The sequence below is a fragment of the Photorhabdus sp. RM71S genome (genome assembly GCF_042879355.1).
Classification (GTDB): Bacteria; Pseudomonadota; Gammaproteobacteria; order Enterobacterales; family Enterobacteriaceae; genus Photorhabdus; species Photorhabdus kayaii.
This window is the reverse complement of the sequence record NZ_JBHFKV010000073.1, coordinates 1-16,272: the sequence shown is the minus strand read 5'-3', so window position 1 is coordinate 16,272 and position 16,272 is coordinate 1. Positions and strand designations below refer to the sequence as shown.

Sequence of the window (16,272 nt, the reverse complement as noted above, 5' to 3'; positions counted from 1 at the left end):
AAAAACACGGGGTGGGAAAACACCGAATGAATTATTTAAGGGAATACGAACATGTTTACTTCCAGATTAACGATGTTGCACTTATTATGTGAATCTACCTATTGATTTTAAATTAATTAAATTTATTTTTTTATTTTATTGACAATACATTAATGACATCTATAGTTATATGTATTAGATAAAGCATCAATATGGCACCAAAAATGCTGTAGATATTATCTAAATGCTGGATAAATTCCTGATAAACACCTTGTTTTCTAGTGAAAATGGTTACCGTTTTGTGTGGGCAAGATAAATAGCTTATTGTATGTGTTTTTGAGCGATATAAGTTATTTATCAATTGATTAGATTAAATTTTGGAGTTTATGCTATGATAATTAAGAAAGATATTTTATTAAATGAAGAGCTGATTGTCGATGATGAGCTTAAAGTGGGTAAAGTAGAGAAGGTCAATATTGATATTCTGTCACCCAGCTCAGTTATCGTTAGTCTAAATATTTTAGGCGTAGTTGATGATTTTCATCTATTACTTGTTGATGGTGATAAAGATAAAGACAAGATTGTGTTACTCTATCTTTCTCTGTTACGTGTTCTTCATGAAAAATTAGATGTAAAAGTAAAAGTCGCAAAAAGTAATCTTACTAAGATCAAATATATAGTAGGTGTTGAAATTTAAGAAGTATTTGTTAAATTTCTAAGTGAGTGCGTAGAATAATTGGATTTAGTTTGAGCGATATAATCAATTATCAAATGCACCTAACCGTAGGAAGAACGTGAATATTTACGTTCTTCCTGTTCCTATTTGAATGAATTATTGTGAAATTAAATAATCTATATTTTATAAATAAATTGTGGTTTATTTATGGTAATGTTTTAACGGTGATAATTATAAAGCAAACAATCACATTAACTCTATTTTACAATGCTTAAATTTAATTCCTTTACAAATTTAAATGTCCATATATTATTGCTCGAAGACAAATTTATATTATTATTTTAGAGTGATAAAATCAAAGTGAAACTATAAAGTTGTTTTTTATATTATTACCTTAATTGAAAGTTTTATGATGAAAAAATAAATTTTTTAATAGTTTTTTACTGTTTTAAATAGCTAATGTTATGATTTTTTTGTTGGATTTGGCAGATCTAAAAAAATCATAGTTAATTTGACTTTTTAAACAGAAAGAAATGTAAATCCATAATATTATGTATGATGATATATTGAAATTGAATTTTTTCTAAGAGGTTTATTTTGATGAAAATAGGGTCGCAATTAATACAATTGTTATAGTTTTAAAGCGACATAATATTAAAATATCAGGAGACGACATGCTTGATTCAAATGTAACAGATTGTAATAGTAAGAATACTTCCCCAGTTTGTTCTTTTAATGAATGGGATCCACTTGAGGAGGTTATTGTCGGTGTCGTTGATGGCGCCAGATTTCCCGGTTGGCATATGGCGATAGAGCCAATATTACCACCGAATCAGATTGCTAATTTTCATCGGTATGCAGGTCGGTCATTCCCGCAAGAGCAAATTGATGCAGCATCTAGAGAGTTAGAAGAGTTTGTCCATATTCTTGAAGGTGAAGGTGTGACAGTACGTCGTCCAGATCCGCAAGACCAATCTCAGGTATTTGGCGCACCAGGCTGGAGTAGTACAGGGTTTTATTGTGCAATGCCTCGCGATGTGCTGTTAGTTATTGGAAATGATATTATTGAATGCCCGCTAGCATGGCGTTCCCGTTATTTTGAGACAGCGGCATATAAGACTTTACTTAAAGATTACTTTAAGAAAGGTGCAAAATGGAGCGCCGGGCCAAAGCCACAGTTGACCGAGGAACAATATAATTTCGAATGGCATCAGCCTAATAGCAAGGAGCGTGTTCCCCTTGCTATAACTGAGTTTGAACCGACTTTTGATGCTGCGGATTTTATTCGATGTGGGAGAGACATCATTGCTCAAAAGAGCCATGTTACAAACGAATTTGGTATTGAATGGCTTCGTCGTCATATAGGTGATGAATATCGTATTCATGTTTTTGAATTTAACGATGATAGCCCTATGCACATTGATGCCACCTTTGTTCCTATGGCGCCAGGAAAACTGTTAATTCACCCAGAAAAAGTATTAAAAATTCCTGAATTGTTTAGGAACTGGGATGTATTACATGCACCGAAACCAGTTATTCCTGATGACCATCCTCTGTATACGACCAGTAAATGGATCAACATGAATATTCTGATGTTGGATGAACAGCGAGTGATTGTTGAAAAGCAGGATGAACCAATGATCGCTGCGATGAAACGCTGGGGCTTTACGCCTATTCCATGTAATTTCAGGAATTTTAATACGTTCGGCGGTTCCTTCCATTGTGCAACAGTGGATGTAAGACGGCGCGGAACTTTACAGTCTTATCTTGACTAGGAATAATGATGGCTATCTGGAGATATTCCCTTTGGGATGCAGCAATGTTTGCATTAAGTATCTTGCATACGGTAGCCACTATTACACTAGTTGTGTATTGGGATAATTTCACTATTGTAAAAGTGATTGTGATATTGAAAGCTTCCCCAATATTTGGCTATAGCTAAATATGCCTCTACATTTATATATGACGGATGTATACCCTATGGATTTCAAGATGCATCGCGACGGCAAGGGAGCGAATCCCCGGGAGCACAGGTAACTATGTGACCGGGGTGAGTGAGTGCAGCCAACAAAGAGGCAACTTGAAAGATGACGGGTATAAATGTTAGAGATGAATACCCGCATGCACACAGTTAAGATTAATCACAGTGTGCATGCGTTTTGCTTGTATTTCTTTTCCTCCCCATCATTGCTATGATTATGAATAGTAACAGTCTGTTTAATTCTGAATTTAAGTATGAGTTCTGAAATAATTGCTGGTAGTGAATCATTGTTAGTACGAATTCATCTGTTCTGATGAGTAACCGCAGTTACTTTCTGTTTCTCTTTATATATTAAATGATAATCATTATTACTTGGATGTTGGTTATTTCCGTCTTACAGTACTTACAACATATTTATTGCTATCAGACTGCATATATATATGTCTTGTTTTATAATCTTATATAAGGAAATTCATGATGAAATCGATGATATCTAAAGATAATATTAATTTATTTATCAAAAAAATAGATGAACTGGTTAATATTGAAAATGAAAAAAAAGGTGGAGCTCTCGCAGTTGCTATTATCCACGATGATAAGATAATTTATCAGCGTCATATCGGGCAGGCGAGCATTGAACATGCTGTGGCTATACAGCCTAATACTAAATTCTATTTGGCGAGTGCTTCAAAACAATTCACGGCTTTTTGCATAGCCTTGCTGGAGAAAGAAGAAAAGCTCAATGTCAAAGATAAAGTCAGGCAATATTTGGATTATTTACCCGAGCATTTCTCTGATATTACCATTGAGCATCTTATTCATCACACCAGCGGGTTACGGGATGTATTTTTACTTTATAGTCTGGCAGGTAAAAACTCAAGTTTTGACTACTGCAATGCTGATTTAGTGAAAAAACTGATCCAACGACAACAGACACTAAATGCTCCCATTGGGGAATATAATATTTATAGCAACACGGGCTATTATTTGCTGGGGGAAATCATCAGAGTGGTTTCAGGTAGGTCGTTAAAAAAATATTCAGAAGAAAATATTTTCGCTCCATTAGAGATGAAAGATACCATTATCTGTGATGATATAACCGAGATTATCTCTAATCGGGCGATGGGTTACACTTATAATGAGAATTCGCAACAGTGGATAAGAAGCGATATCAATAATTCTGTGACGGGTAGTGCAGCGGTTCACTCCACCGTGAATGATTTATGTCGTTGGGCTAAAGCGTTTTATTCACCATCTATTGTTCAGGATTTACTGCCTCAATTATCCCGTACACCAGATTTAACCAATGGCAATCGTAACAACTATGCTTACGGTTTGATTATCGACCAACGTGCAGGGCAAAGGATAATACAACACAGTGGTACCTATGCTGGCTTCAGGGCTAATATTTGTATTTTACCAGATGCTAAATTAGGTATCGCGATGACTGCTGCAACCGATGTTGATGTTGGTAAATGGACGGATAAGTATATTGATATATTGTTTAATACCGATGCTGAGCCAGAAAAACCACATTGCTTAACCAGTGATATTGATATCACCGGTATTTTCCGAGGGATAGAGCCTTACCCTTATATTATTACTAAAGAAGATTTTTATTTTTTAGGTAATTTATTTACAAAAGGTAACCCGATTATTTTTAACTCTGACGGTACATTCCAAGAACAAGGAAGTAAAATCCAGTTCAGACCTGTCATTGAAAATGACAGTGTTATCGCGCTGGAACATATTGATGAAATTGGTAACATTTTTTATTTGAAAAAGATGAACAATGAAAGTAGTGTTGATATTCAGTTATTGTCAGGGCGATATTATAGTCACGAAACAGAGGCAGTAATTAATATTATAGTGTCTGGTGATGATATTTATATTGATGGGATTATCCATCCGGTAAAAAAAGAGGTTTTGCGACGTATTTATGGGAATAGTTATTTCTCTCCCAGTACTGAGTTTGTTGTTGATTTTGAATTTGATCCTGACACGAATAAATCTCGTCTTTATATCGGTAATTCACGTTGCTTGAATGTGGAATTCGTTGAAATTTAATCACAGGTTAGTAAATATAAGTTTATAACAGCATTTCGTGAGTAGGATAGAATTAATATTATGAGGGCCTAAAGATATTTTCCATTAGATACACTTTGTTCCAGGCAGAACTATTATATTTATGTTCTGTCTGTTTTTTATAAATATTAGGAGATTAATCATGAAACTGACAATATCCACAGATAATATTAAATTATTTATCAAAAAAATAGATGAATTAGTTAATATTGAGGATAGAAAAAAGGGTGGCGCTCTCGCCGTTGCGGTTACCCACGGTAATAAAACCATTTATCAGCGTCATATCGGGAAAGCGAGCATTGAACATGCTGTGGCTATAAAACCTAATACTAAATTCTATTTAGCGAGTGTTTCAAAACAATTCACGGCTTTTTGTATAGCTTTGCTGGAGAAAGAAGGAAAGCTCAACGTCAAGGATAAAATCAAACAATATTTGGATTATTTACCCGTGCATTTCTCTGATATTGCCATTGAAAATCTTATTCATCATACCAGTGGGTTACGGGATATGTTTTTACTTTATGGTCTGGCAGGTAAAAATTCAGATCTTGACTACTGCCATGCTGATTTAGTAAGGAAACTGATTCAACGACAACAGGCATTGAATGTCCCCACTGGGGAATATTATCTTTATAACAACACGGGCTATTATTTGCTGGGGGAAATCATCAGCGTAGTTTCAGGCCAGCCGTTGAAAAAATATGTAGAAGAAAATGTTTTCGCCCCATTAAATATGAAAGATACCTTTATCTGCGATGATATAACCGAGATTATCCCTGACAGGGCGATGGGTTACACTTATAATGAGAGTTCGCAACGGTGGATAAGAAGCGATATCAACAATTCTGTGGTGGGTAGTGCAGGGGTTCATTCCACCGTGAATGATTTGTGCCGTTGGATGAGAGCGTTTTATTCGCCATCTATTGTTCAGGATCTATTGCCTCAATTATTCCGTACGCCAGATTTGACCAATGGAAATCGTAACAATTATGCTTACGGTTTGATTATCAGTCAACGCGAAGGGCAAACGATAATACAACACAGTGGTGCTTATGCTGGCTTCAGAAATAATATTTGTATTTTACCAGATGCTAAATTAGGTATTGTGATAACCGCTGCAATAGGTGTTAATGTTGCTAAATGGGTGGATCAGTATATTGATATATTGCTTAATACCGATGTTGGGCCAGAAAAGCCGCATTACCTAACCGATAATATTGATATCACCGGTATTTTCCGAGGGATAGAGTCTTATCCTTATGTTATTACCAAAGAAGATGTTTACTTTTTAGGTAATTTATTCGAAAAAGGTAACCCGATTACTTTTAATCCTGACGGTACATTCCAAGAGCAAGGAGGTAGAACCCGGTTCAGATCTATCATTGAAAATGACAATGTTATCGCACTGGAACGGATTGATGAAAATGGTAATGTTTTTTATTTTAAAAAAATGAATAATGAAGAGAGTATCGATATTAAACTATTGTCAGGGTGTTATTATAGTTACGAAACAGAGGCGGTAATTAATATTATATCGGCTGATGAAAATGTTTATATTGATGCGATTATCCATCCGGTAAAAAAAGAGGTTTTGCGGCATATTTATGGGAATAGTTATTTATCCCCAAGAACTAATCTTATTGTTGATTTTGAGTTTGATCCAGATTCAAATAAATGTCGTCTCTATGTCAGTAATTCGCGCTGCTTGAATTTGGAATTTGTTTCGGTTTAATTGACAGGTTAGTAAATACAAATTTAGGACAGTATTTCGTTAGTAGGATAGGATTGATACTATTGTGATAGTCTGGAGATATTTTATATTAGATGCACTTTATCCTAGGTAGAACGGTTATATTTGTGTTCTGCCTATTTTTTGTAAACATTAGATCGAAAATGATTTATGAAATCAAATAACTATTTGTAAAAATTAGCTAATTTTGATTTTCACCCACAGTTACTTTATATTGTCATTCATACATTAAATGATAATCATTATCACTTGGATGTTTCTTGTTTATGCCTTATAGTTCTGCCCGCATATGTTGTATCACCAGATTGTATATATGTGCCCTACTTGTATAACTTTAAATATTAGGAAATTAATGGTGGAACTAACAATATCTACAGATAATATTAAATTATTTATCAATAAAATAGATGAACTGGTTAATATTGAAAATAAAAAAAAGGGAGGGGCTCTTGCCGTTGCGGTTACCCACGGCGATAAAACCATTTATCAGCGTCATATTGGGAAAGCTAGCATTGAACATGCTGTAGCTGTAAAACCTAATACTAAATTCTATTTAGCGAGTGTTTCAAAACAATTCACGGCTTTTTGCATAGCCTTATTGGAGAAAGAAGGAAAGATCAGGGTCAAGGATAAAGTCGGACAATATTTGGATTATTTCCCCGCAGAATTTTCTGACATTACCATTGAACATCTTATTCACCATACCAGCGGGTTACGGGATAAATTTTTACTTTATCACTTGGCAGGTAAAAATTCAGACTTTGATCACCGTCATATTGATTTGGTGAGAAAACTGGTCCAACGGCAACAGGCACTTAATTTCACATCTGGGGAGTATTATCTCTATAGCAACACGGGCTATAGTTTACTGGCGGAAATAGTCAGCGTAATTTCAGGTAAATCGTTGAGGAAATATGCGGAAGAAAATATTTTCATTCCATTAAAGATGGAAGATACCTTTTTCTATGATGATATAACCGAGATTATTCCTGATCGGGCTATAGGTTATGCTTATAATAATAAGCTGCACCAGTGGGTAAGAGACGATATCAATAATTCTGCTGTGGGTGGTGGTGGGGGTCACTCCACCGTGAATGATTTGTGTCGTTGGATGAGAGCATTTTATTCACCATCGATTGTTCAGGATCTGTTGCCTCAATTATCCCGTACACCAGATTTAACCAATGGCAATCGCAATAATTATGCTTACGGTTTGATTATCAGTCAACGCGAAGGGCAAACGATAATACAACATGGTGGTTCTTATGCTGGCTTCAAATCTCATGTTTGTATTTTACCGGATGCTAAATTAGGTATCGCGATTACCGCTGCAATAGGTGTTGATGTTTCTAAATGGGTGGAACAGAATATTGATATCTTGTTTGACACCGATATTAAGCCAGAAGAACCGTATTGCCTAACCAGTGATATCGATATCACCGGTATTTTCCGAGGGAAAGAGCCTTATCCTTATATTATTACCAAGGAGGAGACTTATTTGTTAGGTAATTTATTCGAAAAAGGTAACCCGATTATTTTTAACTCTGACGGTACATTCCAAGAGCAAGGAGGCAAAATCCGGTTCAGACCCATCATTGAAAATGACAGTGTTACTGCACTGGAACAGATTAATGAAAATGGCAATGTTTTTTATCTTGAAAAGAGGGTTGATGACGGAGGTATCGATATTCAGCGATTGGCAGGGCGATATTATAGTCATGAAACAGAAGCAACGATTACTGTTTCCGCTTCTGGCGATGGGATTTATATTGATGGGGTAGTTTATATTGGTAAAAAGGAAGTCTTGCGGCGGATTTACGGGAATAGTTATTTCTCTCCCAGTACTGAACTGATTATTGATTTTGAATTAGATCCTAATAGCAATAAACCACATCTCTATATCAGTAATTCACGTTGTTGGAAGATAGAATTCGTCACAGTTTAATTTATAAAGTGATAAATTAGAATTAGGAGCGATATGGTTATAGCAGAATAGAGTTAATACTATTGAGGAGCTAGAGATATTTTCTATTAGATGCACTTTGTTCCAGGCAGAAATATTATGTTTATGTTCTGTCTGTTTTTTTAAACATCAGCTCCGATAATTACTTTATATTGCCATTCACATATTAAATGATAACCATTATCACTTGGATATTTCTTATTTACGTCTTACAGTACTGTTTGTATATGTATTGATATCAGGCCGTATATATTTTATTTTGTAACCTTAAATAAGGAGTTTCATGATGAAATCTACTATATCTACAGATAAGATTAAGTTATTTACCGAGAAAATAGACGAACTGGTTAATATTGAAAATAAAAAGAAGGGGGGCGCTCTCGCCGTTGCGGTTATCCTCGGCAATAAAATCATTTATCAGCGTCATATCGGGAAAGCCAGCATTGAACATGCTGTGGCTGCAAAACCTAATACTAAGTTCTATTTGGCGAGTGTTTCAAAACAATTCGCAGCTTTTTGCATTGCCTTATTGGAGAAAGAAGGAAAGCTCAGCGTCAAAGATAAAGTTGGGCAATATTTGGATTATTTCCCGATAGAATTTTATGATATTACTATTGAACATCTTATTCATCATACCAGTGGATTACGTGATGAATCTTTACTTTATCGCTTGGCAGGTAAAAACTCGCGTTTTGATTACCATGATATTGATTTGATAAGAAAACTGACGCAGCGGCAACGAGCGCTTAATTTTACGCCTGGCGAATATTATACTTATAGCAACACGGGCTATCATTTGCTGGCGGAAATCGTCAGTGTGGTTTCAGGTAAATCATTGAGAGAATATGCAGAAGAAAATATTTTCGCTCCGTTAAAGATGAAAGATACTTCTTTCTATGATGATGTCACAGAGATTATTTTTGATCGGGCGATGGGTTACACTTATAACAAGGAACCGAACCGGTGGGCAAGATATGATCTCAATGGTTCGGTGGTAGGTGGCACAGGGGCTTATTCTACGGTGAATGACTTGTGTCGTTGGATAAGAGCATTTTATTCACCATCCATTGTTCAGGAACTGTTGCCTCAATTATCTCGTACACCAGATTTAACCAATGGCAATCACAATAATTATGCTTACGGTTTGATTATCAGTCAACGCGAAGGGCAAAAAATAATACAGCATGATGGTTCCTATGCTGGTTTCAAATCTGATGTTTGTATTTTGCCTGACGCTAAATTAGGTATCGCTATTACCTCTGCAACGAATATTAATGTCATTCAATGGATTGAACAGTGTCTTGATGTGTTGTTTAACACGAATATAATTGAACCGGAAAAACCACATTGTCTAACCTGTGATATCGATATCACAGGAATTTTCCGAGGGGCAACGCCTTATCCTTATATTATCACCAAAGAGGATTGCTATTTATTGGGCAATTTATTCGGAAAAGGCGAACCGATTACTTTTAACTCTGATGGCTCATTCCAACAGCAGGGAAGTAAAACCCGATTCAGACCTATCATTGAAAATAATAGTGTTATCGCATTGGAACAGATTGATGAAAATGGCAATGTTTTTTATTTTAACAAGATGACTGATGACGATATTATCGATATTCAGAAATTGTTATGGAATTATTATAGTCATGAAATAGAAGCAACGGTGACTATTTCCGCTTCTGGAGATGAAATTTATATTGATGGGGTTACTTATCCTGAGAACAAAGAGGTTTTACGGCGGGTTTACGGTAATAGTTATTTCTCCCCGAGTACTGAATTTGTTATCGATTTTGAATTGGACTCTGATATGAATAAGCCTCACCTTTATATCAATGACTGGGGTTGTTGGAGAGTAGAATTTATTGCAGTTTAATTTATAAAGTGATAAGTCAGAATAGAAGAACGGCATTATTATAGCAGAATGAAATTAATGCTATTGATGGCCTAAAGATATTTCCTATTAGATGCATTTTGTTCCAGGCAGAACTATTATATTTATGTTCTGTCTGTTTTTTGAAAACATCAGCTTCCGTAGTTACTTTATATTGCCATTCATACATTAAATGATAGTCATTATTACTTGGATGTTTCCTGTTTACGTCTTACAGTACTGCCCACATATGTATTGCTATTAGGTTGAATATATATGTTCTGTTTTATAACCTTAAATAAGGAAGTTCATGATGGAATCGAAGATATCTACAGATAACATTAACTCTTTTCTCAAGAAAATAGACGAATTGGTTAATATTGAAAATAAAAAAAAGGGTGGAGCATTTGCTGTTGCTGTTACCCACGGCAATAAAACCATTTATCAGCGCTATATCGGAAAGGCTAACATTGAATATACTGTTGCTGTAAAACCTAATACTAAATTCTATTTGGCGAGTGTTTCAAAGCAATTTACTGCTTTTTGCATAGCCTTGTTGGAGAAAGAAGGAAAGCTTTGCGTTAAGGATAAGGTTGGACAATATTTGGATTATTTTCCCGCAGAATTCTCTGATATTACCATTGAGCATCTTATTCACCATACCAGTGGATTACGTGATCAATTTTTACTTTATAGCCTGGCAGGTAAAAATTCAGCCTTTGACCACCGTCATATTGATTTGGTGAGAAAACTGACGCAACGGCAACAAGCGCTTAATTTTACGCCTGGAGAATATTATCTTTATAGCAACACGGGCTATAATTTACTGGCGGAAATAGTCAGAGTGGTTTCAGGTCAATCGCTGAGAGAATATGCAGAAGAAAATGTTTTCGCCCCATTAAAGATGAAAGATACCTTTTTCTATGATGATGTTACCGAGATTATTTTTGACCGGGCAGTGGGGTATTCCTATAACGAGGACTCGAACCGATGGATAAGAGAAGATCTCAACGATGCGGTGGTAGGAGGTTCGGGGCTGTATTCTACAGTGAATGATTTGTGTCTTTGGATGAGAGCGTTTTATTCACCATCGATTGTTCAGGATCTATTGCCTCAATTGTCTCGTACGCCAGATTTAACTAATGGCAATCGTAACGATTATGCTTACGGTTTTGCGATCAATCAACGTGAAGGGCAAAAGATAATACGACATGATGGTGGTTATGGCGGCTTCAGATCAGAAGTTTGTATTTTGCCTGATGCTAAATTAGGTATTACTGTTACTTCTGCAATGAATACTAATGTCTCTAAGTTTGTTCGACAGTGTTTTGATGTATTGTTTAATCCCAATGGTACTAAACTAGAAAAACAGCCTTGTCGGACTCGTGGTATCGATATTACGGGTATTTTCAAAGGAATAAAACCTTATCCTTATATTATTACCAAAGAAGATTGTTATTTATTAGGTAATTTATTCGAGAAAGGCAATCCGATTATCTTTAACTCTGATGGAACATTCCAAGAGGAGGATGGGAAAATCCGGTTCAGACCTGTTATTGAAAATGACAGTGTTATTGCATTGGAACAGATTAATGAAAATGGCAATGTTTTTTATCTTAAAAAGAGGGTTGATGACGGAGGTATCGATATTCAGCGATTTGCAGGGCGATATTATAGTCATGAAACAGAAGCAACGATTACTGTTTCCGCTTCTGGCGATGGGATTTATATTGATGGGGTAATTTATATTGGTAAAAAGGAAGTCTTGCGGCGGATTTACGGGAATAGTTATTTCTCTCCCAGTACTGAACTGATTATTGATTTTGAATTAGATACTGATGCCAATAAATCTCATCTCTATATCAGTAATTCACGTTGTTGGAAGATAGAATTTGTCGCAGTTTAATTTATAAAGTGATATACCCTATGGATTTCAAGATGCATCGAGACGGCAAGGGAGCGAATCCCCGGGAGCATAGGTAACGATGTGACCGAGTGCAGCCAACAAAGAGGCAACTTGAAAGATAACGGGTATATCAGATCGTATATATGCTCTGTCTTATAACCTTAAATAAGGAAGTTCATGATGGAATCAACGATATCTAGAGATAATATTAAATCTCTTCTTAAGAAAATAGACAATTTAATTGATATTGAAAATAAGAAAAAGGGTGGCGCTCTCGCAGTTGCTGTTACCTACGGCAATAAAACTATTTATCAGCGCCATATAGGAAAGGCTAACATCGAACATACTGTGGCGGTAAAACCTAATACTAAATTCTATTTAGCGAGTGTTTCAAAACAATTCACCGCTTTTTGCATAGCTTTGTTGGAGAAAGCAGGAAAGCTCAGCGTCAAGGATAAAGTTGGACAATATTTGGATTATTTTCCTGCGCACTTCTCTGATATTACCATTGAACATCTTATTCACCATACCAGTGGATTACAGGATCAATTTGGGCTTTATAATCTGGCAGGTAAAAACTCGGACTTTGACCACCGTCATATTGATTTGGTGAGAAAAATGGTTCAACGGCAACAAATGCTTAATTTTATGCCTGGAGAATATTATCTCTATAGTAATACGGGCTATAATTTATTAGCGGAAATAGTCAGGGTGGTTTCAGGTAAATCATTGAGAGAATATGCGGAAGAAAATGTTTTCGCCCCATTAAAGATGAAAAATACCTTTTTCTATGATGATATAACCGAGATTATCTCTGATCGGGCAATGGGTTATGCTTATAACGAGGCGTCGCGCCAGTGGAGAAGATATGATCTCAATGATGCGGTGGTTGGTGGTTCAGGGCTTTATTCTACGGTAAATGATTTGTGTCGTTGGATAAGGGCATTTTATTCGCCATCGATTGTTCAGGAGTTATTGCCTCAGTTATCCCATATGCCAGATCTAACTAATGGCGATCGTAACAATTATGCCTACGGTTTGATTATTAGCCAACGTGAAGGGCAAACGATAATGCGACATGGTGGTTCTTATAGTGGTTTCAAATCAGAAATGTGCATTTTGCCTGATGCTAAATTAGGTATCGCTATTACCTCCGCAGCAAATACTAATGTCTATAAGTTTATCAGGCAGTGTCTTGATGCGTTGTTTAATACCGGTGTTCCTGAACCAAACAAACAGCCTTGTCGGACCAGTAATATTGATATTACCGGTATTTTCAAAGGAATGGAGCCATTTCCTTATATTATTACCAAAGAAGATTGCTATTTATTAGGTAATTTGTTCGAAAAAGGCAATCCGATTATCTTTAACGCGGATGGCACATTTCAAGAGGAAGGTGGGCAAATCCGCTTCAAACCTATCATTGAAAATGACCGTGTTATTGCATTAGAACAGATTAATGAAAATGGCAATATTTTTTATTTGAAAAAAATGATCGATAAAGGTGATATCGATATTCATCGATTGTCAGGGCGTTATTATAATCATGAAACAGAATCGATTATCAATATTGAAGTATTAGGTAATGAGATTTATATTGATGCAATTATCTTACCGGGAAAGAGAGAAGCTTTACGGTGGATTTATGGGAACAGTTATTTTCTTCCGGCGACAGAGTTGATTATTGATTTTGAATTTAACTCTGATACAAATGAACCTCGTGTTTATGTTAATGATGGATATTGTTGGAAGATAGAATTCGTCTTGGTTTAATTGATAGGGTTGTAAATATGAATTAAGAACCGTGTTTTTTTGGAAGGATGGATTGAATTATATTAGATTGTAATTATCTTAGATGGAATTTTCATATTCGTGTTCTGCCCTGTTACACCGTATTATCAGACTATATATATTCTGTTTATATAACCTTAAGTAAGGAAATTAATGATGAAATTGACGATATCTAGAGATAATATTAAGTCTCTTCTTAATAAAATAGATAATTTAATTGATATTGAAAATAAGAAAAAAGGTGGCGCTCTCGCAGTTGCTATTACCCACGGAAATGAAACCATTTATAAGCGCTATATCGGGCAATCTAGCATTGAACATTCTGCTGCTGTAACCCCAAATACGAAATTCTATATGGCGAGTGTCTCAAAACAATTCACCGCCTTTTGTATTGCTTTGCTGGAAAAAGAAGGAAAGCTCAACGTCAAGGATAAAGTTGGAAAATATGTGGATTATTTCCCAGCACATTTCTCTGATATTACTATTGAGCATCTTATTCATCATACCAGTGGGTTACGGGATAAATATGTTCCTTATGGCTTGGCAGGTAAAAACTCAGATTTTGACCACCGCAGTATGGATTTATTGAGAAAACTGATTCAACGGCAACGAAAGCTTAATTTTACGCCTGGGGAATATTTTCGCTATAGCAATACGGGTTATAATTTGTTGGCGGAAATTATCAAAGTGGTTTCAGGTAAATCGTTAAGAGAATATGCGAAAGAAAATATTTTTATTCCATTAAAGATGAATAATACCTCTTTCTATGATGAGGTGACTGAGGTTATTTCAGACCGGGCAATAGGTTATGTCTACAACGAAGATGCAAATCAATGGATAAGATCGGATCATAACGATTCAACTATAGGGAGTGCGGGGCTACGTTCTACAGTCAGTGATTTATGTCGCTGGATGAAAGCATTTTATTCACCATCGATTGTTCGGGATATGTTGCCGCAATTATCCCATACACCAAATTTAACCAATGGCAATCGTAACAATTATGCTTACGGTTTGATGCTTAGCCAACGTGAAGGGCAAAAGATAATACGTCACGATGGTTCTTATGGTGGTTTTAAAGCTGAGGTTTGTGTTTTACCTGATATTAAATTAGGTATCGTGATTACTGCTGCAACAGGTATTAATACCGTTGAATTGACTAATCAATGTCTTAATGTATTATTTAATACTGATATGACTGAGCCAGAGCATTGTCGAACCAGTAATATTGATATCACCGGTATGTTCAAAGGGGCAGATCCCTATCCCTATATTATTACTAAGGAAGAAGATTGCTATTTACTAGGTAATTTATTCGAGAAAGGTAATCCGATAACCTTTAACGCTGATGGAACATTCCAAGAGAAGGGTGGAGAAATTCGATTCAGACCTGTCATTGAAAATAATAGTGTTATCGCACTGGAGCAGATTGATGAAAATGGCAATGTTTTTTATTTGAGGAAAATGACTGATAAAGGTGATATTGATATTCAGCGATTATCAGGTCGATATTATAATCATGAAACAGAATCAATGATTAATATTGAAGTATCGGGTGATGAGATTTATATTGAGGCGGTTATCTTGCCTGGGGAAAAAGAAGTCTTACGGTGGGTTTACGAAAATAGTTATTTTCATCCCAGTACTCAACTTATTGTTGATTTCGAATGGAATTCTGATACGGATAAACCTCGCCTTTATCTCAATGATTCACGTTGCTGGAAGATAGAGTTTATCTCAGTTTAGTTTAATTGATAGGATTGTAAATATGAATTAAGAACTGTATTTTTCTAGAAAGATGAGGGAATTAGATTGAGATCATAAAGATATTTTCTATTTAATCTATTTATTTTCAGGCGGAACTATTATGACGATGTTCTGCCTGTCCGACCTGATTGTGATATTTTAATTGCTTCATAGATTGTTTTTGGTTTATATTCTCATCGTCCTTGATAGGTTAAGGATACACCTTCCCTCTAATTAGAGATAAAATTTAGTTTTTATTATAATAGAAGGGAGGTAAATTTATGGAAAAGGGTAAATTATGTGATGTTAGTTCATATTTCCTAACCTAGTGTTAGAAGAATAGTTTAAATCAGAATGTACAGTGTATAGTAAATGAAAAATCTATATTTAGCTACGAAATTATATTTGTTGGTAGATTCACATAATAAGTGCAACATCGTTAATCTGGAAGTAAACATGTTCGTATTCCCTTAAATAATTCATTCGGTGTTTTCCCACCCCGTGTTTTTCGGGGGCGAT

General features: G+C 35.5%; 9 protein-coding genes. All 9 read left to right on the top strand.

The genetic code is table 11. From position 1 onward, the window contains the following. Nucleotides 1-370: 370 nt before the first annotated feature. The 9 genes from ACGF5R_RS22170 (at nucleotide 371) to ACGF5R_RS22130 (ending at nucleotide 15,753) form a co-directional block, all read left to right on the top strand. The gene (locus ACGF5R_RS22170) at nucleotides 371-676 is read left to right on the top strand and encodes a Cro/Cl family transcriptional regulator (protein WP_112878470.1); all 306 of its coding nucleotides are present in this window, start codon (nucleotides 371-373) and stop codon (nucleotides 674-676) included. Nucleotides 677-1,329: 653 nt separating this feature from the next. After that, nucleotides 1,330-2,430 carry an amidinotransferase gene (locus ACGF5R_RS22165; RefSeq protein ID WP_112878469.1) on the top strand — a complete coding sequence of 367 codons (1,101 nt, stop codon included), beginning with the start codon at nucleotides 1,330-1,332 and terminating at the stop codon, nucleotides 2,428-2,430. A 680-nt stretch (nucleotides 2,431-3,110) separates the two neighbouring features. Then, entirely contained in the window at nucleotides 3,111-4,703 is a 1,593-nt protein-coding gene (locus ACGF5R_RS22160) for a serine hydrolase (RefSeq protein WP_112878468.1), read from the top strand. A gap of 160 nt (nucleotides 4,704-4,863) precedes the next feature. Then, on the top strand, nucleotides 4,864-6,453 hold the full coding sequence (locus tag ACGF5R_RS22155; protein WP_387692764.1) for a serine hydrolase domain-containing protein: 1,590 nt from the start codon (nucleotides 4,864-4,866) through the stop codon (nucleotides 6,451-6,453). Between the two features lie 370 nt (nucleotides 6,454-6,823). Further along, on the top strand, nucleotides 6,824-8,416 hold the full coding sequence (locus tag ACGF5R_RS22150) for a serine hydrolase (protein ID WP_112878466.1): 1,593 nt from the start codon (nucleotides 6,824-6,826) through the stop codon (nucleotides 8,414-8,416). Nucleotides 8,417-8,717: 301 nt separating this feature from the next. Continuing rightward, a complete protein-coding gene (locus ACGF5R_RS22145) occupies nucleotides 8,718-10,313 on the top strand; it encodes a serine hydrolase (RefSeq protein WP_112878465.1) in 1,596 nt (531 codons plus the stop codon). 307 nt (nucleotides 10,314-10,620) lie between these two features. After that, complete coding sequence (locus ACGF5R_RS22140) at nucleotides 10,621-12,216, top strand: serine hydrolase (protein ID WP_112878464.1); 1,596 nt, start codon at nucleotides 10,621-10,623, stop codon at nucleotides 12,214-12,216. A 177-nt stretch (nucleotides 12,217-12,393) separates the two neighbouring features. Next, a complete protein-coding gene (locus ACGF5R_RS22135; protein WP_112878463.1) occupies nucleotides 12,394-13,989 on the top strand; it encodes a serine hydrolase in 1,596 nt (531 codons plus the stop codon). A gap of 171 nt (nucleotides 13,990-14,160) precedes the next feature. Next, on the top strand, nucleotides 14,161-15,753 hold the full coding sequence (locus tag ACGF5R_RS22130) for a serine hydrolase (protein WP_112878462.1): 1,593 nt from the start codon (nucleotides 14,161-14,163) through the stop codon (nucleotides 15,751-15,753). The last annotated feature ends 519 nt before the right edge of the window (nucleotides 15,754-16,272 follow it).